General features: G+C 65.8%; 14 protein-coding genes. 6 read left to right on the forward strand and 8 right to left on the reverse strand.

The genetic code is table 11. From position 1 onward, the window contains the following. Nucleotides 1-73 precede the first annotated feature (73 nt). From WDM24_RS31385 to WDM24_RS31405, 5 genes are all read left to right on the forward strand, one after another. Nucleotides 74-955: a folate-binding protein YgfZ gene (locus WDM24_RS31385; RefSeq protein ID WP_338828513.1), complete on the forward strand. Its 882-nt coding sequence runs from the start codon at nt 74-76 to the stop codon at nt 953-955. Beyond that, nucleotides 952-1,578: a DNA-3-methyladenine glycosylase I gene (locus tag WDM24_RS31390; RefSeq protein WP_338828514.1), complete on the forward strand. Its 627-nt coding sequence runs from the start codon at nt 952-954 to the stop codon at nt 1,576-1,578. The genes WDM24_RS31385 and WDM24_RS31390 overlap by 4 nt, the downstream gene beginning before the upstream one ends. Next, the gene (locus WDM24_RS31395) at nt 1,575-2,186 is read left to right on the forward strand and encodes a YfbR-like 5'-deoxynucleotidase (protein ID WP_029078999.1); all 612 of its coding nucleotides are present in this window, start codon (nt 1,575-1,577) and stop codon (nt 2,184-2,186) included. The genes WDM24_RS31390 and WDM24_RS31395 overlap by 4 nt, the downstream gene beginning before the upstream one ends. A gap of 128 nt (nt 2,187-2,314) precedes the next feature. Beyond that, entirely contained in the window at nt 2,315-2,821 is a 507-nt protein-coding gene (locus tag WDM24_RS31400) for a tyrosine phosphatase family protein (RefSeq protein WP_029079000.1), read from the forward strand. A 109-nt stretch (nt 2,822-2,930) separates the two neighbouring features. Then, on the forward strand, nt 2,931-5,636 hold the full coding sequence (locus WDM24_RS31405) for a DUF2339 domain-containing protein (protein ID WP_338828515.1): 2,706 nt from the start codon (nt 2,931-2,933) through the stop codon (nt 5,634-5,636). 25 nt (nt 5,637-5,661) lie between these two features. On the opposite strand, the gene WDM24_RS31410 is transcribed toward WDM24_RS31405, so the two are convergent. The 7 genes from WDM24_RS31410 to WDM24_RS31440 all read right to left on the reverse strand — a co-directional run bounded on the left by WDM24_RS31410 (nt 5,662) and on the right by WDM24_RS31440 (nt 14,352). After that, complete coding sequence (locus tag WDM24_RS31410; protein ID WP_338701518.1) at nt 5,662-5,910, reverse strand: DUF6894 family protein; 249 nt, start codon at nt 5,908-5,910, stop codon at nt 5,662-5,664. A 154-nt stretch (nt 5,911-6,064) separates the two neighbouring features. Beyond that, nucleotides 6,065-6,643 carry a hypothetical protein gene (locus WDM24_RS31415; protein ID WP_029079002.1) on the reverse strand — a complete coding sequence of 193 codons (579 nt, stop codon included), beginning with the start codon at nt 6,641-6,643 and terminating at the stop codon, nt 6,065-6,067. 187 nt (nt 6,644-6,830) lie between these two features. Beyond that, a complete protein-coding gene (locus WDM24_RS31420; protein ID WP_338828516.1) occupies nt 6,831-7,817 on the reverse strand; it encodes an MDR family oxidoreductase in 987 nt (328 codons plus the stop codon). 46 nt (nt 7,818-7,863) lie between these two features. Beyond that, a complete protein-coding gene (locus tag WDM24_RS31425; protein ID WP_338828517.1) occupies nt 7,864-9,108 on the reverse strand; it encodes an MFS transporter in 1,245 nt (414 codons plus the stop codon). A gap of 276 nt (nt 9,109-9,384) precedes the next feature. Continuing rightward, complete coding sequence (locus WDM24_RS31430; protein ID WP_166304415.1) at nt 9,385-10,863, reverse strand: cell wall hydrolase; 1,479 nt, start codon at nt 10,861-10,863, stop codon at nt 9,385-9,387. Between the two features lie 326 nt (nt 10,864-11,189). After that, the gene (ppdK, locus tag WDM24_RS31435; RefSeq protein ID WP_338828518.1) at nt 11,190-14,105 is read right to left on the reverse strand and encodes a pyruvate, phosphate dikinase; all 2,916 of its coding nucleotides are present in this window, start codon (nt 14,103-14,105) and stop codon (nt 11,190-11,192) included. A gap of 91 nt (nt 14,106-14,196) precedes the next feature. Further along, nucleotides 14,197-14,352, reverse strand: a complete 156-nt coding sequence (locus WDM24_RS31440; protein WP_084518327.1) for a DUF3096 domain-containing protein — start codon at nt 14,350-14,352, stop codon at nt 14,197-14,199. A gap of 234 nt (nt 14,353-14,586) precedes the next feature. Between WDM24_RS31440 and WDM24_RS31445 the strand changes: the two genes are divergently transcribed. Next, entirely contained in the window at nt 14,587-14,946 is a 360-nt protein-coding gene (locus tag WDM24_RS31445) for a DUF1236 domain-containing protein (protein ID WP_166304406.1), read from the forward strand. A gap of 116 nt (nt 14,947-15,062) precedes the next feature. Here WDM24_RS31445 and WDM24_RS31450 read toward each other — a convergent pair whose 3' ends face one another. Continuing rightward, nucleotides 15,063-16,163, reverse strand: coding sequence for a hypothetical protein (locus tag WDM24_RS31450; RefSeq protein ID WP_338828519.1), 1,101 nt, complete (start codon nt 16,161-16,163; stop codon nt 15,063-15,065). Nucleotides 16,164-16,295 lie beyond the last annotated feature (132 nt).

Raw genomic sequence — 16,295 nt, forward strand, 5'->3', positions numbered from 1 at the left:
CGCCTTAGCTTGGCAGGGGATATCCGCGGCCTGCGCGTTTCCCAAGGAACTTGGAAAAGAGCCAATTTTGCGAATGAAAGCAGCGTTTCTTCCGGATCGGGGCGTGGTCAAGGTCTCTGGCGAGGACGCCCGCAACTTCCTCAACGGCCTCATCACGACGGATGTCGAGCAGCTGCGGCCGGGACAGGCGCGGTTCGGCGCGCTGCTGACGCCGCAGGGCAAGATCATCGTCGATTTCCTGATCACCGAGATGCCCACAGGCCATGGCGGCGGCTTCCTGATCGACGCGCCGCGCGCGCTCGCCAAGGGGCTCGCCGACAAGCTCGGCTTCTACAAGCTGCGCGCCAAGGTCGTGGTCGAGAACCTCACAGACAGCCTCGGCGTGCTGGCGGCCTGGGATGGCGAGCCGGCGGCGATCCCCGATCTCGCCTTCGCCGATCCGCGCAACCCGTCGCTCGGCTGGCGCATCCTGATCCCGCAAGATCTGACGCAGAAGCTCGCTGAGCTGATCGGCGCCGATCTCGTCGACGATAGCGCCTATGAGGCGCATCGGATCGCGACCGGCGTGCCGCGCGGCGGGCTCGACTTCATGTATGGCGACGCCTTCCCGCACGAGACCAATATGGACCGCCTCAACGGCGTCGATTTCGAGAAGGGCTGCTATGTCGGCCAGGAGGTGGTGTCGCGCATGCAGCACCGCGGCACGGCGCGCACCCGCACGGTAAGGATCATTCTCGACGGCCCCTCCCCCGAGACCGGCGCGACTATCCTCGCCGGCGACAAGCAGGTCGGCACCATCGGCTCGACCGCCGGCGAGAAAGGCCTCGCGCTGGTGCGCATCGACCGCGTCGCCGATGCGCTCGACGCCGGCCTGCCGCTGACCGCGGGCGGGCTCGCGCTTCATCTCGCCGAGCCCGACGCCGTCCGCATCACACCCAAGCAGACCGTCGCATGAGCCGTACCGCGCAACTGCATCCCGACGGCAAGACGCGCTGCCCCTGGCCGGGCGAGGACGCGTTCTACGTCGCCTATCACGACAACGAATGGGGCGTGCCCGAATATGACGACCGCGCGCTCTACGAAAAGCTGATCCTCGACGGCTTCCAGGCCGGCCTGTCCTGGATCACGATCCTGCGCAAGCGCGAGAATTTCCGCAAAGCCTTCGACGATTTCCAGCCCGAGAAGATCGCGCGCTACAACGCCAAGAAGGTGCACGCGCTGATGAACGACGCCGGCATCGTCCGCAACCGCGCCAAGATCGATGGCGCGGTGGCGAGTGCGAAAGGCTATCTCGAGATCATGGAGAAAGGTCCCGGCTTCTCGAAATTCCTCTGGGACTTCGTCGACGGCAAGCCGAAGGTCAATCAGTTCAAGACCACGGCAAGCGTGCCGGCCTCGACGCCGGTGTCGATCAAGGTCTCCAAGGAGCTCGGCGGACGCGGCTTCAAGTTCGTCGGCCCGACCATCGTCTACGCCTTCATGCAGGCGACTGGCATGGTCAACGATCACCTCGTCACCTGCTTCTGCCACGAGGCCTGCAGCGGGAAACTCCGCACACCGCGGCTCAAGACGAAATGACTGCGCGTAACTCGACGGAGACCGCCCGCGCCTGGCAGCGGATGTTGTCCGGGCGCCGGCTGGACCTGCTCGATCCGTCGCCGCTCGATATCGAGATCGTCGACATCGCGCATGGATTGGCGCGGGTCGCGCGCTGGAACGGACAGACCAGCGGCGCGCACATCTTCTCGGTGGCCCAGCATACGCTGCTCGTCGAAGCCGTGATGCGCCAGCAGACGCCGCGCGTCGACGTCCGCGTGCGGCTTGCCGCACTGCTGCATGACGCACCGGAATATGTCATCGGCGACATGATCTCGCCGTTCAAGGCGGTGCTCGCCGGCGAATACAAGGCGGTGGAGAAGCGGCTGCTGTCGGCGATCCACATCCGCTTCGGCCTGCCGCCCGTGCTGGCGGATGAGATCACCCAGCAGATCAAGTCCGCCGATCGCGGCGCCGCCTATCTCGAGGCGACGCATCTGGCGGGATTTTCGCAGGCCGAGGCCAAGCGGCTATTCGGCCGCGATCCGGAATTGCCCGAAGCGACCGAGCGCGACTATCTGACGCCGTGGACCGCAGCAAGGGCCGAAAAGCAGTTCCTCGAGCGCTTCAAGGCATTGCACGCGTCATAGGGGCGGCACCACGAAACGCGCCGTCGGTTGCGGCGCAAAACGAAGCGCAGGCATGGCGCAGCGCGCCTTTGCCCACCCAGGAGCAGCCGTTATAATCGGATGCACGCACCCGATACCCAAGGACCATCATGCTTCACGTCTGCTCGCTCGCCGCGCTCTCCGACACGGTTCGTGCCACCGGCGCCAGCCATGTGCTGACCGTGATGGCCAATGTCGACCAGGTGCAGCGCCCGCCCTCGGTGCTGCCGGCCAATCATCTGAAAGTGTCGATGGACGACATCATCGAACAGATGGACGGGTTCGTGGCGCCCAACGAGACGCATATCGAGAAGGTGCTGACCTTCGTGCGCGGCTGGGATCGCCGCGCACCGATGGTGGTGCATTGCTACGCCGGCATCAGCCGCTCGACCGCGAGCGCATTTGCCACCGTCTGCGCGCTCAATCCGCACCGCGACGAAATGTCCATCGCCCGGCTGATCCGCGAAGCCTCGCCGATCGCAGCGCCCAACCGGCTGATCGTCAGCCTCGCCGACAAGGCGCTGGGACGCGAGGGCCGGATGCTGCGCGCGCTCGATGCGATGGGTCCGGGCAGCATGAGCGTCGAAGGCCGCCCCTTCCACATCGACCTGGAATAGCGCGGCTCGCACGCCCGATCGCTTGAACTTCCAGTCCTCTAAACTGCACTACTAGGTTGCGGCGGGCGGCCGGCTGGCCGATGGTCCGGCGCGTCCTGCCGGAGGCCCGATGTTCGATTCGCCGTTCGATTTCCTCACCCTCGTCCTCGCCATCGTCGCACTTATTTTCGCGCGCCAGGCGCTGGGCCGGATCGCGCTGCTGCAGCGGCGGTTGGATGCGATCGAGGCCGCCGGCGCGGCCGCCATGCGAACGGTCATGCCGCCGCCTTTGGCACCGCTGCAGGAGTTCGAGCAGACACTCCCGGCGGCGCCTCCGATCGCACCGCCACCGCTCCCCGAGGCTGTACCGAGCGAGCCGGACGCGCAGCCAGAGCCGACCGCGGATGCTGCGGGCGCCGCGCCACCGCCGCTTCCGCAACCCCCGCCCGCGCCGGAGCCAACGCCCGGCTTCGAGGAAACGCTCGGCACGCAATGGGTGGTGTGGATCGGCGGCCTGACGCTGGCGCTCGGCGGCTTCTTCATGGTGCGCTACTCGATCGAGGCCGGGCTGCTCGGCCCCGGCGTGCGCACAATGCTCGGCGGGCTGTTTGCGCTGGCGCTGCTCGGCGCCGGTGAATGGACCCGGCGCAAGGAAAGCATCTCCAACATCGCGGCGCTGCCGATCGCCAACATTCCGGCGATCCTCACCGCCGCCGGCACCGCGGTGGCGTTCGCGACCGTCTACGCCGCCTACGCGCTGTACGACTTCCTGGCGCCCGCAACCGCCTTCATCCTGCTCGGCATGGTCGCGCTCGGCACGCTCGCGGCCGCGCTGCTGCACGGGCCGGCGCTGGCAGGGCTCGGCATCGTCGGCGCCTTCGTCACGCCGATCCTGGTCTCATCGGACAAGCCCGACTTCTGGTCGCTCTACATCTATCTCGCCATCGTCACCGCGGCATCCTTCGCCCTCGCCCGCATCCGGCTGTGGCGCTGGCTTGCGGTGACGACGATCGCCTTCGCACTGCTGTGGACCTTCCCGTGCCTGCAATGCGGGCCGGAGATGGTCGCGCCGCACGTCTTCCACGTGATCGCGGGCTTCGCGCTGGCGGCGCTGCTCGTGGTCTGCGGCTTCATGTTCGGCCCCGACGGCGATGGCGAGGAAATCGAGCCGATCTCGTCGGGATCGCTCGCGGCCTATCTGTTCGGCGCGATGCTGATCGTGCTCAACAGCGCGCACGCCGACATCGCGATGATCGGCTTTGCGCTGCTCACAGCCGGCAGCCTGCTCGTCGCCTGGCGCGCACCGGCTGCCACCCGTGCGATCGGCGCCGCGTCACTCTTTGTCTTCATCGTGTTCGGCGAATGGGCGGTCCGCCGCAACGTCGACATGCTGGTGCTGCCGGGTGGTGCGATCCCCGGCATCGGCCCTTCCGCGACCGACGGTTCGGTGTCGCTGCATCTCGTCACCGCGGCGCTGTTCGCAGCCGCCTTCGGCATCGCCGGCTTCCTCGCGCAACTGCGCTTTGCCACCACGAAGGTCACTGTGACCTGGGCCGCGGCGGCGGTGTTCACGCCGGTCGCGCTGCTGGTCGCGCTCTATGCGCGCATCGCGCATCTCGACCGCTCGATCCCGTTCGCGATCCTCGCCGTGCTGCTGGCCGCGGCCTACGCGGCCGCGACCGAGGCGCTGACACGGCGCGGCGAGCGGCCGGAGCTGTCGCCCTCGATTGCGTTGTCGGCGACCGGCGCGCTCGCCTCGCTGGCGCTTGCGCTGACCTTCGCGCTCGACAAGGGCTGGCTCACCATCGCGCTGGCGCTGGTGTCGATGGGCACGGCATGGCTCTCGGTGCAGCGGCCGATCCCGTTCCTGCGCTGGCTCGCCGCGATCCTCGCCGGCATCGTGGTGCTGCGCATCGGCTACGAGCCGCGGATCGCCGGCGATGCCGTCGGCACCACGCCGATCTTCAACTGGCTGTTGTGGGGCTATGGCGTCCCGGCGCTGTCATTCTGGGCGGCAAGCCATTTCCTGCGCCGCAATGCCGACGACGTCCCGCTGCGGATCATCGAATCCGCCGCGATCCTGTTCACGGTGCTGCTCGCCTTCATGGAGATCCGCCATGCGGTCAATGGCGGCGACGTCTATCGCGATAGTGCCGGGCTGACCGAGGTCGCGCTGCAGGTCGGCGTGACGCTCGCGATGGCGATCGGGCTGGAGCGATTGCGCCTGCGCACCGGCAGCATCGTCCACAATGTCGGCGCGGTCCTGCTCACTGCCTTTGCCGGGCTTGCCAGCGTGTTCGGGCTGCTGTTTCTGGAGAATCCGATGCTGTGGGCGCATGATGTCGGCGGCAGCTTCATCAACCTGCTGCTGCTCGGCTATGCGCTGCCGGCCGTGCTTGCGCTGCTGCTGTCCTACGCAGTGGCGGGCCATCGTCCCGCTGTATACGCCAATACGATCGCAGCCGGCGCGCTGATCCTCGCGCTCGCTTATGTGACGCTTGAGATCCGCAGGCTCTATCACGGACCGGTGCTGGTGCGCGGCGAGACCACGGGCGCGGAGCAATATACCTATTCGATCGCCTGGCTGATGTTCGGCGTCGCGCTGCTCGGCATCGGCATCGTGGTCAATTCGGAGCGGGCGCGGCTCGCGTCCGCTGCCGTGATCGGGCTGACGATCCTGAAGGCGTTCCTGGTCGACATGTCCACACTGACCGGTGTCTACCGGGCGCTGTCGTTCATGTGCCTTGGCATCGTACTGGTCGCGATCGGCTGGCTGTACCAGCGGATCCTGTTTCGCAGGCGGGCTGCGCCGCCTGTGCCGCAGGCTGGGGGTTAGAACCGCTTGTCGTGAAAGGTGAGCCTCAGTCGCAAGTCTCACAGTCGACGGACTCGGCGACCAGGCGAATCCTGAACACCGGCTTTCTGCCCTCGTCGAGCAGCTCCATGTGCCATTCGCTGTTCTGCTTCAGATTGCGCGAAATGCTGCCGAGGAAATTGCCGCAGACCTTGGTCATCTCGGCCCAGGCCACATCACGGCTTTCAAACTCCGTCGCGTGGTCGGACGCGCCAGCGTAATCGCCGTCACTGATCCGGAAAAAATACTGCGCCATATGACTACTCAAAATCGGAGCCCCCAACATCTCGCCGCCTGGCGAACGCTAGGTATTGAGTAGATAACAACGCGTGGCGACCGCCATCCGTATGACTACGGCTTGGCGGCGCTATTCCCGTTGGCGCGCAGATGAAACGTTGGTCAGCAGAGCGTTAGTCGGTGGAGCGGCGCAACTCCGGCGCGCTCTCGACCTTGGCGGGTTCGGCCTTGACCGGCTCGAGCTTCGCGCTTCCGACCTGCGGCGTCTCAACGCGCGACACTTCAGTCTGCGAGGCATCCGCGGATCGGGTGCGCGGGTGCAGCGAGCGTGGCCGCGCCACCGCGCGCGCCATCAGCATCTGTTGGCCGCCCTGATGGCGGAATTCGCAATAGGCGAAGCCCATGCCGGAGACCGAGCCGCGGAACGAGCGCTCGTCCTGCTTGTCGAGGTTGAAGCACGGCTCGAACGGAATGCCCTTCAGCGAGGCGCAAACGCTCTGACCGCGGATTTGCAATGTGTTGCCGGGCAGGCGCACGTGACGGATCGGACCGGAGCCGGAGAACTGGACCGAGCCTGCCGCGCCCATGTCGTCGAGGATGCGGCCGGCGCCGCGCGTGCCATCGAAACAGGTGAAGGCGAATACCTTGCCCGCAACGAACTTGCGGGCCTCATCGGCGTTCATCATGCCTGCGAACGCCGGCACGACCATTGCCCCGGCCGTGACGGCCCCCAACACCAAACGCGCAAGCATGAGCTACTCCACTTACGAGCGCGGGCACCCGCTCCTTGTTGAGCATGATCCCCGCGACCGACGCTTCTCGACGTCCGCGCGAGGAAACCCGGCCCCCCGGGATCATGCTGCAAGTCTCTTTACCCGCTGCTTACCATACCAACCGTGGCAACATTGGAGCAGCTTGGTTGGTAAAGTCTGAACGTCCTCAGACTATTTTTACCACGATCCGCCCGCGGACCTGGCCGCCGAGGATTTTCGCGCCATAGCCCATGACTTCGTCCAGGGCGATTTCATGAGTGATATCAGCCAGTTTTGCCTTGTCCAGATCGCTGGCGAGACGACGCCAGGCGGTCCGCCTGAGTTCGATCAGGCACATCACGGAATCGATGCCGAGAAGGCACACGCCCCGCAAAATGAAGGGCGCGACCGACGACGGCAGGTCCATACCGGCCGCCAGGCCGCAGGCCGCGATGGCGCCGCCGTACTTGGTCATCGAAAGCAGGTTGGCGAGGGTGGTCGAGCCGACACTGTCGACGCCGCCGGCCCAGCGCTCCTTGGCAAGCGCCTTCGGGGCACCCGACAGCTCGGCGCGGTCGATCACCTCGCTGGCGCCGAGCCCCTTGAGATAGTCGGTCTCCGACATCCGCCCGGTCGACGCAATGACGTGGTAGCCGAGCTTCGACAGCACCGCGATCGCGACCGAACCGACGCCGCCGGCAGCGCCCGTCACCACGACCGGGCCGCTCTTCGGGGTCAGACCGTGCTTCTCCAGAGCCAGCACCGACAGCATCGCGGTATAGCCGGCGGTGCCGACCGCCATCGCATCGCGGGCCGAAATGCCGTCCGGCAGCCGCACCAGCCAGTCGCCCTTGACGCGGGCCTTTTCGGCATAGGCGCCGAGATGGGTCTCGCCCATGCCCCAGCCGTTGCAGACGACCTTGTCGCCCGCCTTCCAGTCCGGATGGCTTGATTGCTCGACCGTGCCGGCGAAATCGATGCCGGCGATCATCGGGAAGCGACGCACCACCGGCGCCTTGCCGGTCAGCGCGAGGCCGTCCTTGTAGTTCAGCGTCGACCATTCGACACGGACGGTGACGTCGCCGTCCATCAATTCCGCGTCGTCGAATTGGGTCAGTGCGGCGGTGGTACCCTTGTCCGCCTTGTCGATCCTGATTGCCTTGAACGTTGCCACGATGAGCACTCCCCGTAATCTTGGTTTCGGAAAAGTGTTTAACCCATCAGGCGGGCTGCGCAACCGGGCGCACGACCGGCTTTTCGACGATCGGCAGATTGATCAGCGCCGACAGCACGCCAAACACCACCGACAGCCACCAGATCGGCGTGTAGGAACCAACCTGCTCGAACACGATGCCGCCGAGCCAGACCCCGAGGAAGCCGCCAACCTGATGGCTGACGAAGGCGAAGCCGTACAGCGTCGCAAACCAGCGCGTGCCGAACATCAACGCAACCAGCGCCGAGGTCGGCGGCACCGTGGAGAGCCAGGTCAGGCCAGAGATCGCGCCGAACGCAATCGCCGAGAAGGTCGTGATCGGGAACGAGATGAAGGCGATGATCGACAGCGCACGGGTGAAATAGATCACCGACAGGATGTAGCGCTTCGGGAACACGTTCTGCAGCCAGCCGACGCTGAGCGAGCCCATGATGTTGAACAGGCCGATCGCCGCGATCACCCAGCCGCCGGTCGAGGCCGGAATGCCGCGGTCGGCGAGATAGGCCGGCAGATGCACCGTGATGAAGGCGAGCTGGAAGCCGCAGGTAAAGAAGCCGAGCACCAGCAACACGTAGGAGCGATGGCCGAAGGCTTCCGCCAGCGCGGTCTTGAACGATTGCTGATCGGCAGGCGCGGCATCATGCGTCTCTGCCGGCGGCGTCGAGAGCGCCAGCGATAGCGGCAGGATCAGCAGCATCAGCGCGCTGAACACCAGCAGCGCGGTCTGCCAGCCGAAATTGTCGATCATCGCAACGCCGAACGGCGCGAACAGGAACTGGCCGAACGAGCCCGCGGCGGTGCCGGCGCCGAGCGCAATGCCGCGCTGCGCGGGCGGCAGCAGCTTGCTGAACGCCGACAGTACGAGGTTGAACGAGGAGCCCGACAGCCCGAAGCCGATCAGGACGCCGGCGCCGATGTCGAGCGACAGCGGCGTCGTCGAGTAGCGCATCAGCAGCAGGCCCGCAGCGTAAAGCAGCGCGCCGACGATCATCACGCGCAGCACGCCGAAGCGGTCGGCAATGGCGCCGGCGATCGGCTGGCCGAGACCCCACAACAAGTTCTGCAGCGCCAGTGCGAGGCCGAACACATCGCGGCCCCAGGCGAATTCGCGGCCCATCGGCTGCACGAAGAAGCCGAGGCTGGAGCGCGGGCCGAAGCTCAACAATGCGATCGCGCAGCCGCAGACGATGATCACGAGCGGTGTGCGCCAGGTGCCGGACGCCGGTCGAAGATCTCCGGTGGTAACGGCCATGTTGTCTTCCCCCGCAGCTGCTGCGGGGGAACCGCCCCGCCGAACATTACGGGGAGTTAATGCATCTGCATGAAAACCCCAAGAGGGCCCGGAGAAAAATCTTCGCCCGCAGGGCTGCTCTGCAGAATATGAGACGGTCATTCCGGGGCGCGCGAAGCGCGAACCGCAGATGCGCAATTGCGCATCGGGGAATCTCGAGGAAAAGTGCTCATAATGTCGGGATTCCGGGTCTGGCCCTTCGGGCCATCCCGGAATGCCGTACCGGGAGCTGCAAGACTATCGCTTGGCGCTGGCCTGTTCGGCCGAACTCTGGGCCGCCTCGGCGAGCTGCGCCGAGATCTTGGCGGTCTCGGCCGGGTTGCCCCAGCTCGGCGCATCGCTGCCGTCGCCCCAGGCGCGCGGGCGATAGAAGGTGTGGACGCCGAACTTGTACATCTTCTTCATTTCGCTGACCCAGGACGGTCGCACCCAATAGGCATGGTAGTGGGTCGAGCGGTCGACTTCGGGCAGCCACAATTTGCCGTCGAGCATCGCTTTCGCGATCTTCTTCGCGCGGTCCCACATATCGGGCTCGCGGACGACGTCGGCAGTGTTGTCGCAGGCGAAGGTGAACTGACAGGCGTAGTGCCGGTTCTTGTTCTGGTAGACCACGCCGCACACCGTCTCCGGATATTTGCCGGAGAAGGCACGGTTCAAGACCACCTGGGCGACCGCGATCTGGCCGCGCACCGCTTCGCCGCGGGCTTCGAAGTAGACCGCCTCAGCCAGGCACTTCTCCGACTTGGCGCGCGACTTGTCGTCGAACAGGCCGAGCCGCTCCGCCGGCGTCTTGGTGTGCTGGTCGTCGGCGTTGACCTCGCCCTTCGGCGCGATGCTCTCGCCCATCTCGCCGGCCCTGACCGGGCCGTCGGCATCGACCGGCAATGACGCCATCACCTTCATGTCGGGATCGGGCTGCGCTACCGGCATCACGACGACCGGCGCCTCGCCGGGCTGCCAGCGCTCGAGATTCTCGGGCGTGCCGAGCGAAGAGCCGAAGAACAGGCTGGCGGTCTTGAATGCAAACGGGTCGCGCTCATGCGCTGCATCGGCGGGCGCAGCAGCAGGCTTCGCGGGCGCCGGCTTCAGATCGTCGAGCGGGCTGGCCTCGAGCGACAGCGACACGTCGTAATGCTGCGACGACGGCTTGGCATATTGCGGCAGCGGCGGCGCGCGCAGCGCTTCCTGCAATTCCGGATCGAGCGGCGCGCTGTCGGCCGGCGCGGTCGCGGTCTTCATGCCCTTGACCGACGAATTCGATGTTGCAGGATCCTCGTTCGCCGGCGCCGTGTTTGCGGGCTCGGAAGGCTCGACCTGATCGGGCCCCCTGACCACGAGACGATCGCCCTTCAGGGTGCGATCGACCTTGGGGAAATCGGATGCCGCGTAACGCGGCGGCGGCGCCGCGATCGGATTGCGCGTCACCGTGCCGGTGATGTCGACGCTCGAATTGTCCAGCCTGGCGAGCAGGATTTGCGGGGCCTGCGGCGCGGATGTTCCGATCGGACGGCCGAAGCTGTAGGTGGCGACCTGGATCGAGCCGACCGCGGATGCGAAGACGCGCTTCTGCCAGCGCTCGGCGACGCCGGGCTGCCGGGCCAGGAGCGAAGCAATATCCTGATATCCGATCTCGGTCGGCATCAGGGCGAAGATGCCTAGACCGAGACCGAAGAGCGCAAGACGTGCGCCCTTCGGCTGGTTACGCGACACAAACATCGTACGCTCACGCAACGCTTACTGAGTGCAATCGAACGCGGTACATCCGCGCAATTCGACCTTTCCCGTTGCTAACTTGTTTAGGTTGCCGCGGAGTTAATCGACGTTGCCCGCGCGCTACACTCAAGCGATCGCAGAGTCTTCGCGCGTTGCATCGCGCGCCTTGGTAAATGCGCGGCGCATGAAGGTCGTGAACATCCGGTCAACGAAGATGGTGAACAAGGCGTTACGCGCGACCGTCTCTGCGTGGTGTTGAGGCAGCGCACCACAAACCAAATGGCCGGGACTTGGTCCCGGCCATGGTTGTCACCGAATTGTTCGATCGTTCACGCCTGGCTGGCGGCGGCCTTGCCGAGCGCGGCCTGGGCCGCGGCGAGACGCGCGATCGGCACGCGGTAGGGCGAGCAGGACACGTAGTCGAGCCCGACCTCGTGGCAGAACACGACCGACGCCGGATCGCCGCCGTGTTCGCCGCAGATGCCGACCTTCAGATTCGGACGCGTCTTGCGGCCGCGCTCGACGCCGATCCTGACCAGCTCGCCGACGCCGTCGCGATCGACCGAGATGAACGGATCGATCTCGAGAATGCCCTTGGCGACATAGGTGCCGAGGAAGCTCGCAGCGTCGTCACGGCTGATGCCGTAGGTGGTCTGCGTCAGGTCGTTGGTGCCGAACGAGAAGAACTCCGCGGTCTCTGCGATCTCGCCGGCCATCAGGCAGGCGCGCGGCAATTCGATCATGGTGCCGACCTGGTAGCTCAGCTTGGCCCCGGTTTCCTTCATCACCGCCTTGGCCATGGCATCGATCCGCACCTTGACCAGATCGAACTCGGCCTTGGTGGCGATCAGCGGCACCATCACCTCGAGACCGACCGGCTTGCCAGTGCGCTTGCCGGCCTCGACGGCCGCCTCGAAGATCGCGCGCGCCTGCATCTCGGCGATCTCCGGATAGGCGATCGCGAGACGGCAGCCGCGGAAGCCGAGCATCGGGTTGAACTCGGACAGTTCGCGGGCGCGGTCGGCGAGCTTGCGCGGATCGGTGTTCATGGCGCGCGCCACTTCCTCGATCTCGGCCTGGGTGTGCGGCAGGAATTCATGCAGCGGCGGATCAAGCAGACGGATCGTGACGGGCAGGCCCTTCATGATCTCGAACAGCTCGACGAAGTCGGCGCGCTGCATCGGCAGCAGTTTCGACAGCGCGGCGCGGCGCGACTGCTCGTCCTCGGAGAGGATCATCTCGCGCACGGTGCGGATGCGGGTCTCCTCGAAGAACATGTGCTCGGTGCGGCAGAGGCCGATGCCTTCGGCACCGAATTTCACCGCGGTGCGCGCGTCATCGGGCGTGTCGCCGTTGACGCGGACGCCGAGCTTGCGGACCTCGTCGGCCCAGCCCATCAGCGTGCCGAACTCGCCGGACAGTTCCGGCTCGATCATCGGCATCCGGCCGGCCAGCACCTGCCCGACCGAGCCGTCGATGGTGATGACGTCGCCGGTCTTGAAGGTGCGCGAACCGATGCTCATCGTGCCGCGGCCGTAATCGACGCGGATGGTGCCGCAGCCGGAGACGCAGGGCTTGCCCATGCCGCGCGCGACCACCGCCGCGTGCGAGGTCATGCCGCCGCGGGTGGTGAGAATGCCTTCCGCGGCGTGCATGCCGTGGATGTCTTCCGGGCTGGTTTCGATGCGGACCAAAATCACCTTGCGTCCGTCGGCCTGCAGCTTGGCCGCTTCGTCCGACGAGAACACGATCTCGCCGGAGGCCGCACCTGGCGACGCCGGCAGGCCGGTCGCGATCACGTCGCGCTTGGCGGCCGGATCGATGGTCGGATGCAGCAGCTGATCGAGCGAGGCGGGATCGATCCGCGTCACCGCGTCCTTCCTCGAGATCAGGCCTTCGTTGGCGAGCTCGACCGCGATGCGCAGCGCCGCTTTCGCGGTGCGCTTGCCGCCGCGGGTCTGCAGCATCCACAGCTTGCCCTGCTCGACCGTGAACTCCATGTCCTGCATGTCGCGGTAGTGCTTCTCGAGCAGCGTGTAGATCCGCGTCAGCTCCTTGAAGGCGTGCGGCATCGCGGCTTCCATCGACAGCTTGTCGGAGCCGGATTCCTGGCGCGCTTCCTCGGTGATGTCCTGCGGCGTGCGGATGCCGGCGACGACGTCCTCGCCCTGCGCGTTGATCAGGAACTCGCCGTACAGCTTGCTCTCGCCGGTCGAGGGGTTACGGGTGAAGGCAACGCCGGTCGCCGAGGTCTCGCCCATGTTGCCGAACACCATCGCCTGCACGTTGACGGCGGTGCCCCAGGATTCCGGGATGTCGTGCAGCTTGCGGTAGGTCACCGCGCGCGCGTTCATCCAGGATGAGAACACCGCGCCGATCGCGCCCCACAGCTGGTCGTGCGGATCCTGCGGGAAGTCGTGGCCAGTCTCCTTGGCAACCGCTTCCTTGTACTTGCCGACCAGCTCGACCCAGTCGTCGCCGGTCAGGTCGGTGTCGAGCGAATAGCCCTGGCCGTCCTTGAAAGTGTCGAGGATGTCCTCGAAGTGATGATGCTCGAAGCCGAGCACCACGTCGGAATACATCGTGATGAAACGGCGATAGCTGTCATAGGCGAAGCGGCGGTCGCCGGAGAGCTCGGCGAGCGCTTCGACCGTACGGTCGTTGAGGCCGAGATTGAGCACGGTGTCCATCATGCCCGGCATCGAGGCGCGCGCACCCGAGCGCACCGAGACCAGCAGCGGGTTCCTGGCATCGCCAAAGGTCTTGCCGGTCAGCTTGCCGACATAGTCGAGCGCCTTCTCAACCTGAGCTTTCAATTCCTTCGGATACGTCTTGTCGTGTTCGTAGAAATAGGTGCAGACCGAGGTCGGGATGGTGAAGCCGGGAGGCACCGGCAGGCCGAGATTGGCCATTTCCGCGAGGTTGGCGCCCTTGCCGCCGAGCAGATCGCGCAAGGTCGCCTGGCCCTCGGCCTTGCCGTCACCGAACGTATAGACCCACTTGCCGGCCTTGATCGCAGCCGGGACCGCCTTTTTCGCTGGCGTGGCCACCTTCGCCGGCGCCTTGCTGGCGGGCTTTGCAGCCGGCTTGACAGCGGCTTTCGGCGCCGCCTTCGGGGCGCTCTTCTTCAGCGCCTTGCGCGCCGGCGCGGCCTTGCGGGCCGCTGCGGATGGCTTTGATTTCGCTGCAGTTTTCTCGGCAGTTTTCGCAGCAATTTTCTTGGACTTCGCGACGGCTTTGGCCATGTCAGACAACAATCCGGAAGGAGGGGTCGAAGATGCGCGCCTTACACCATTTTGGGGGGTTCCGCGCAAGCCGCGAAACCCCGCTTTCCCGCTACAGGTGCAGCCAGCGCAACAGGCCCATCCCCACCAGCCCGACGAAGATCAGGTAGATCGCGACGATGTAATTGAGCAGCCGCGGCATGATCAGGATCAGGATGCCTGCAATCAGAGCGACAATGTGCGGCAAATGCCCAGCGGTGATGACCATTGAAGTTTCTCCGGCGGTTTTTGGAGGAGCGAATCGAGCGGCAGTTTATCCGCTGCGGGGGTTCCCACATCAAGACGCCCGTCACGCCCGCGGGTTCCCGCAACTCACGAAAATTGCTCCAAAATGCCGCGTGTATGGCGGCAGTTTTTCCGGAACATCACCACACCGGATGCATTGGCTCGCCATGTGCGCTGGTGAAGGCCGGCGTGCCGCGTGAAAACAATGGAGCGAGCCATGCGAAACAGAATACTTGCCGTTGCAGCGGTTGCTGCTGCGATCACGGTGCCGGCTGTTGCCGCACAGGCCCAGACCGTCGGCATCGTCCGCGGTGGTCCGGCAGTCGCCGTCGAGGATGACGGAGCAATCGCGGTCGAGCAGCGTCCGGCATTCCGCGAATACATCGTACGCGAGCGCGTGCCGAACTACACGGTGCCTGATCGCGTCGTGGTCGGCACCGTCCTGCCGGATGCCGGCGTGACCTATTACGACGTGCCGCAACGGTTCGGCGCGACGCCCTATCGCTACACCGTCGTGAACGGTGAGACCGTTCTGGTCGAGCCGCGTTCGCGACGGATCGTTCAGGTGGTCGAATAAGCCCCCAGCCGCCTGAACGCGATGTCCGGGCGCCGCGCAAGCGGATGTGCGCGCAGATCGACCGGACTTGAAAGCCCCGCCCGGCCTCCCCACCGGGTGGGGTTTTTCATGAATGCTTACGATTTCAGGATCGAGAGCAGCGTCGAGGTCGATTTGTAACTCTTGATCGCGGCGTCCTGGAAATCCTGCGTCCAGTTGGCCGCCTGCCGCTCCTCCGCGCTCATTGAGGAATATTGCTTGAGGATGCCGAGGCTGAACTGGCGCGGATCGCCAGCGGACTGGCTCTGCTTCAATGCATCAAGCACGGTGAGACGCGTCCGCGTGTTGAGTTCCTGCTTGGCCGCGAAGATCTCGTCGGTCGAGAACTTCTTGTCCTGGTTCAGCGAGATCGCCGAGAGCGAGCGGTTGTCGAGCGAGGACAGGTCGGCGAGCTGTCCGGTCTTGCGCCTGGCATCGTAGACCAGTTCCTTGCCGTTGCTCGCAGCCTGGCCCTTCTGCCGATCGAGGAAGGCGCGCACGTCGCTCGCCACGCTGCTGAAGTCGCGCGTCGTGCCCGTCGCAGGAGACGTGGTCCCCGCCAGCGCGGCCGCGATCGGGTCACCAGTAATTCCAGATGGCGCCGTGTTCGGATCCTGTTGCGTCGCCTGATAGCCCTTGAGCACCGCGGCGCGCTGGCTGGCCCAGGTCGCGGTGGCCTTCTCCTCGTCGCTGGCGCCATCGAGATAATCGAGCGCGGCCTTGTAGCTGACGCTGTAGTCGCCGGTCAGGCGCGTGGTCGCAAGCGACGGCGCCAGCGCCGTGTCGAAGCGCTGCTTCAGTTCGGTCGCGGCAACCGCCTGCTCGTCCGGCGTGAACTTGCCGCCATTGTTGGTCGAGATCGCAAACAGCGAACGGCGGTCCAGCGTCGAGAGATCGATCGTGGTCTTGCCGTCGACGATCGGCGCCTTGACGCCGGCCACCGTGTAGAGCCGGTCGAGCGTGACGCGCGCATCGCTCGTCACCGTCGCGAAGTCGGGCTGCGGCGCCTTGGCAAGTTGGGCGCGGGCGGCATCCGACAGCGTGAGGTTGGTCGCGGCGTTCGATGTCGATGATGACGACAGATCGCCGGCCGTGCCGTCGCCCGACAAGGTCGCTGCCAGCGAGGGCGTCGCGGCGGCCCGCGCGTAGGCCGAACCATATTGGGCGTAGGGATTGGGCGTGGTGCCGATCGAGGTCATCGGGGAGGTCTCTGCATTGGCGCAAAGGGCGATTTCTTAAGAAATCGTTGACCCGACAGGACCTTCGCAGGGCATGGTTAACAAATTGCAAATTGTGTCCAAATATTTCCGGCGCGACCCGCCGCTCGGCGG

The organism is Bradyrhizobium sp. 27S5 (assembly GCF_037217225.1).
Taxonomy (GTDB): domain Bacteria; phylum Pseudomonadota; class Alphaproteobacteria; order Rhizobiales; family Xanthobacteraceae; genus Bradyrhizobium; species Bradyrhizobium septentrionale.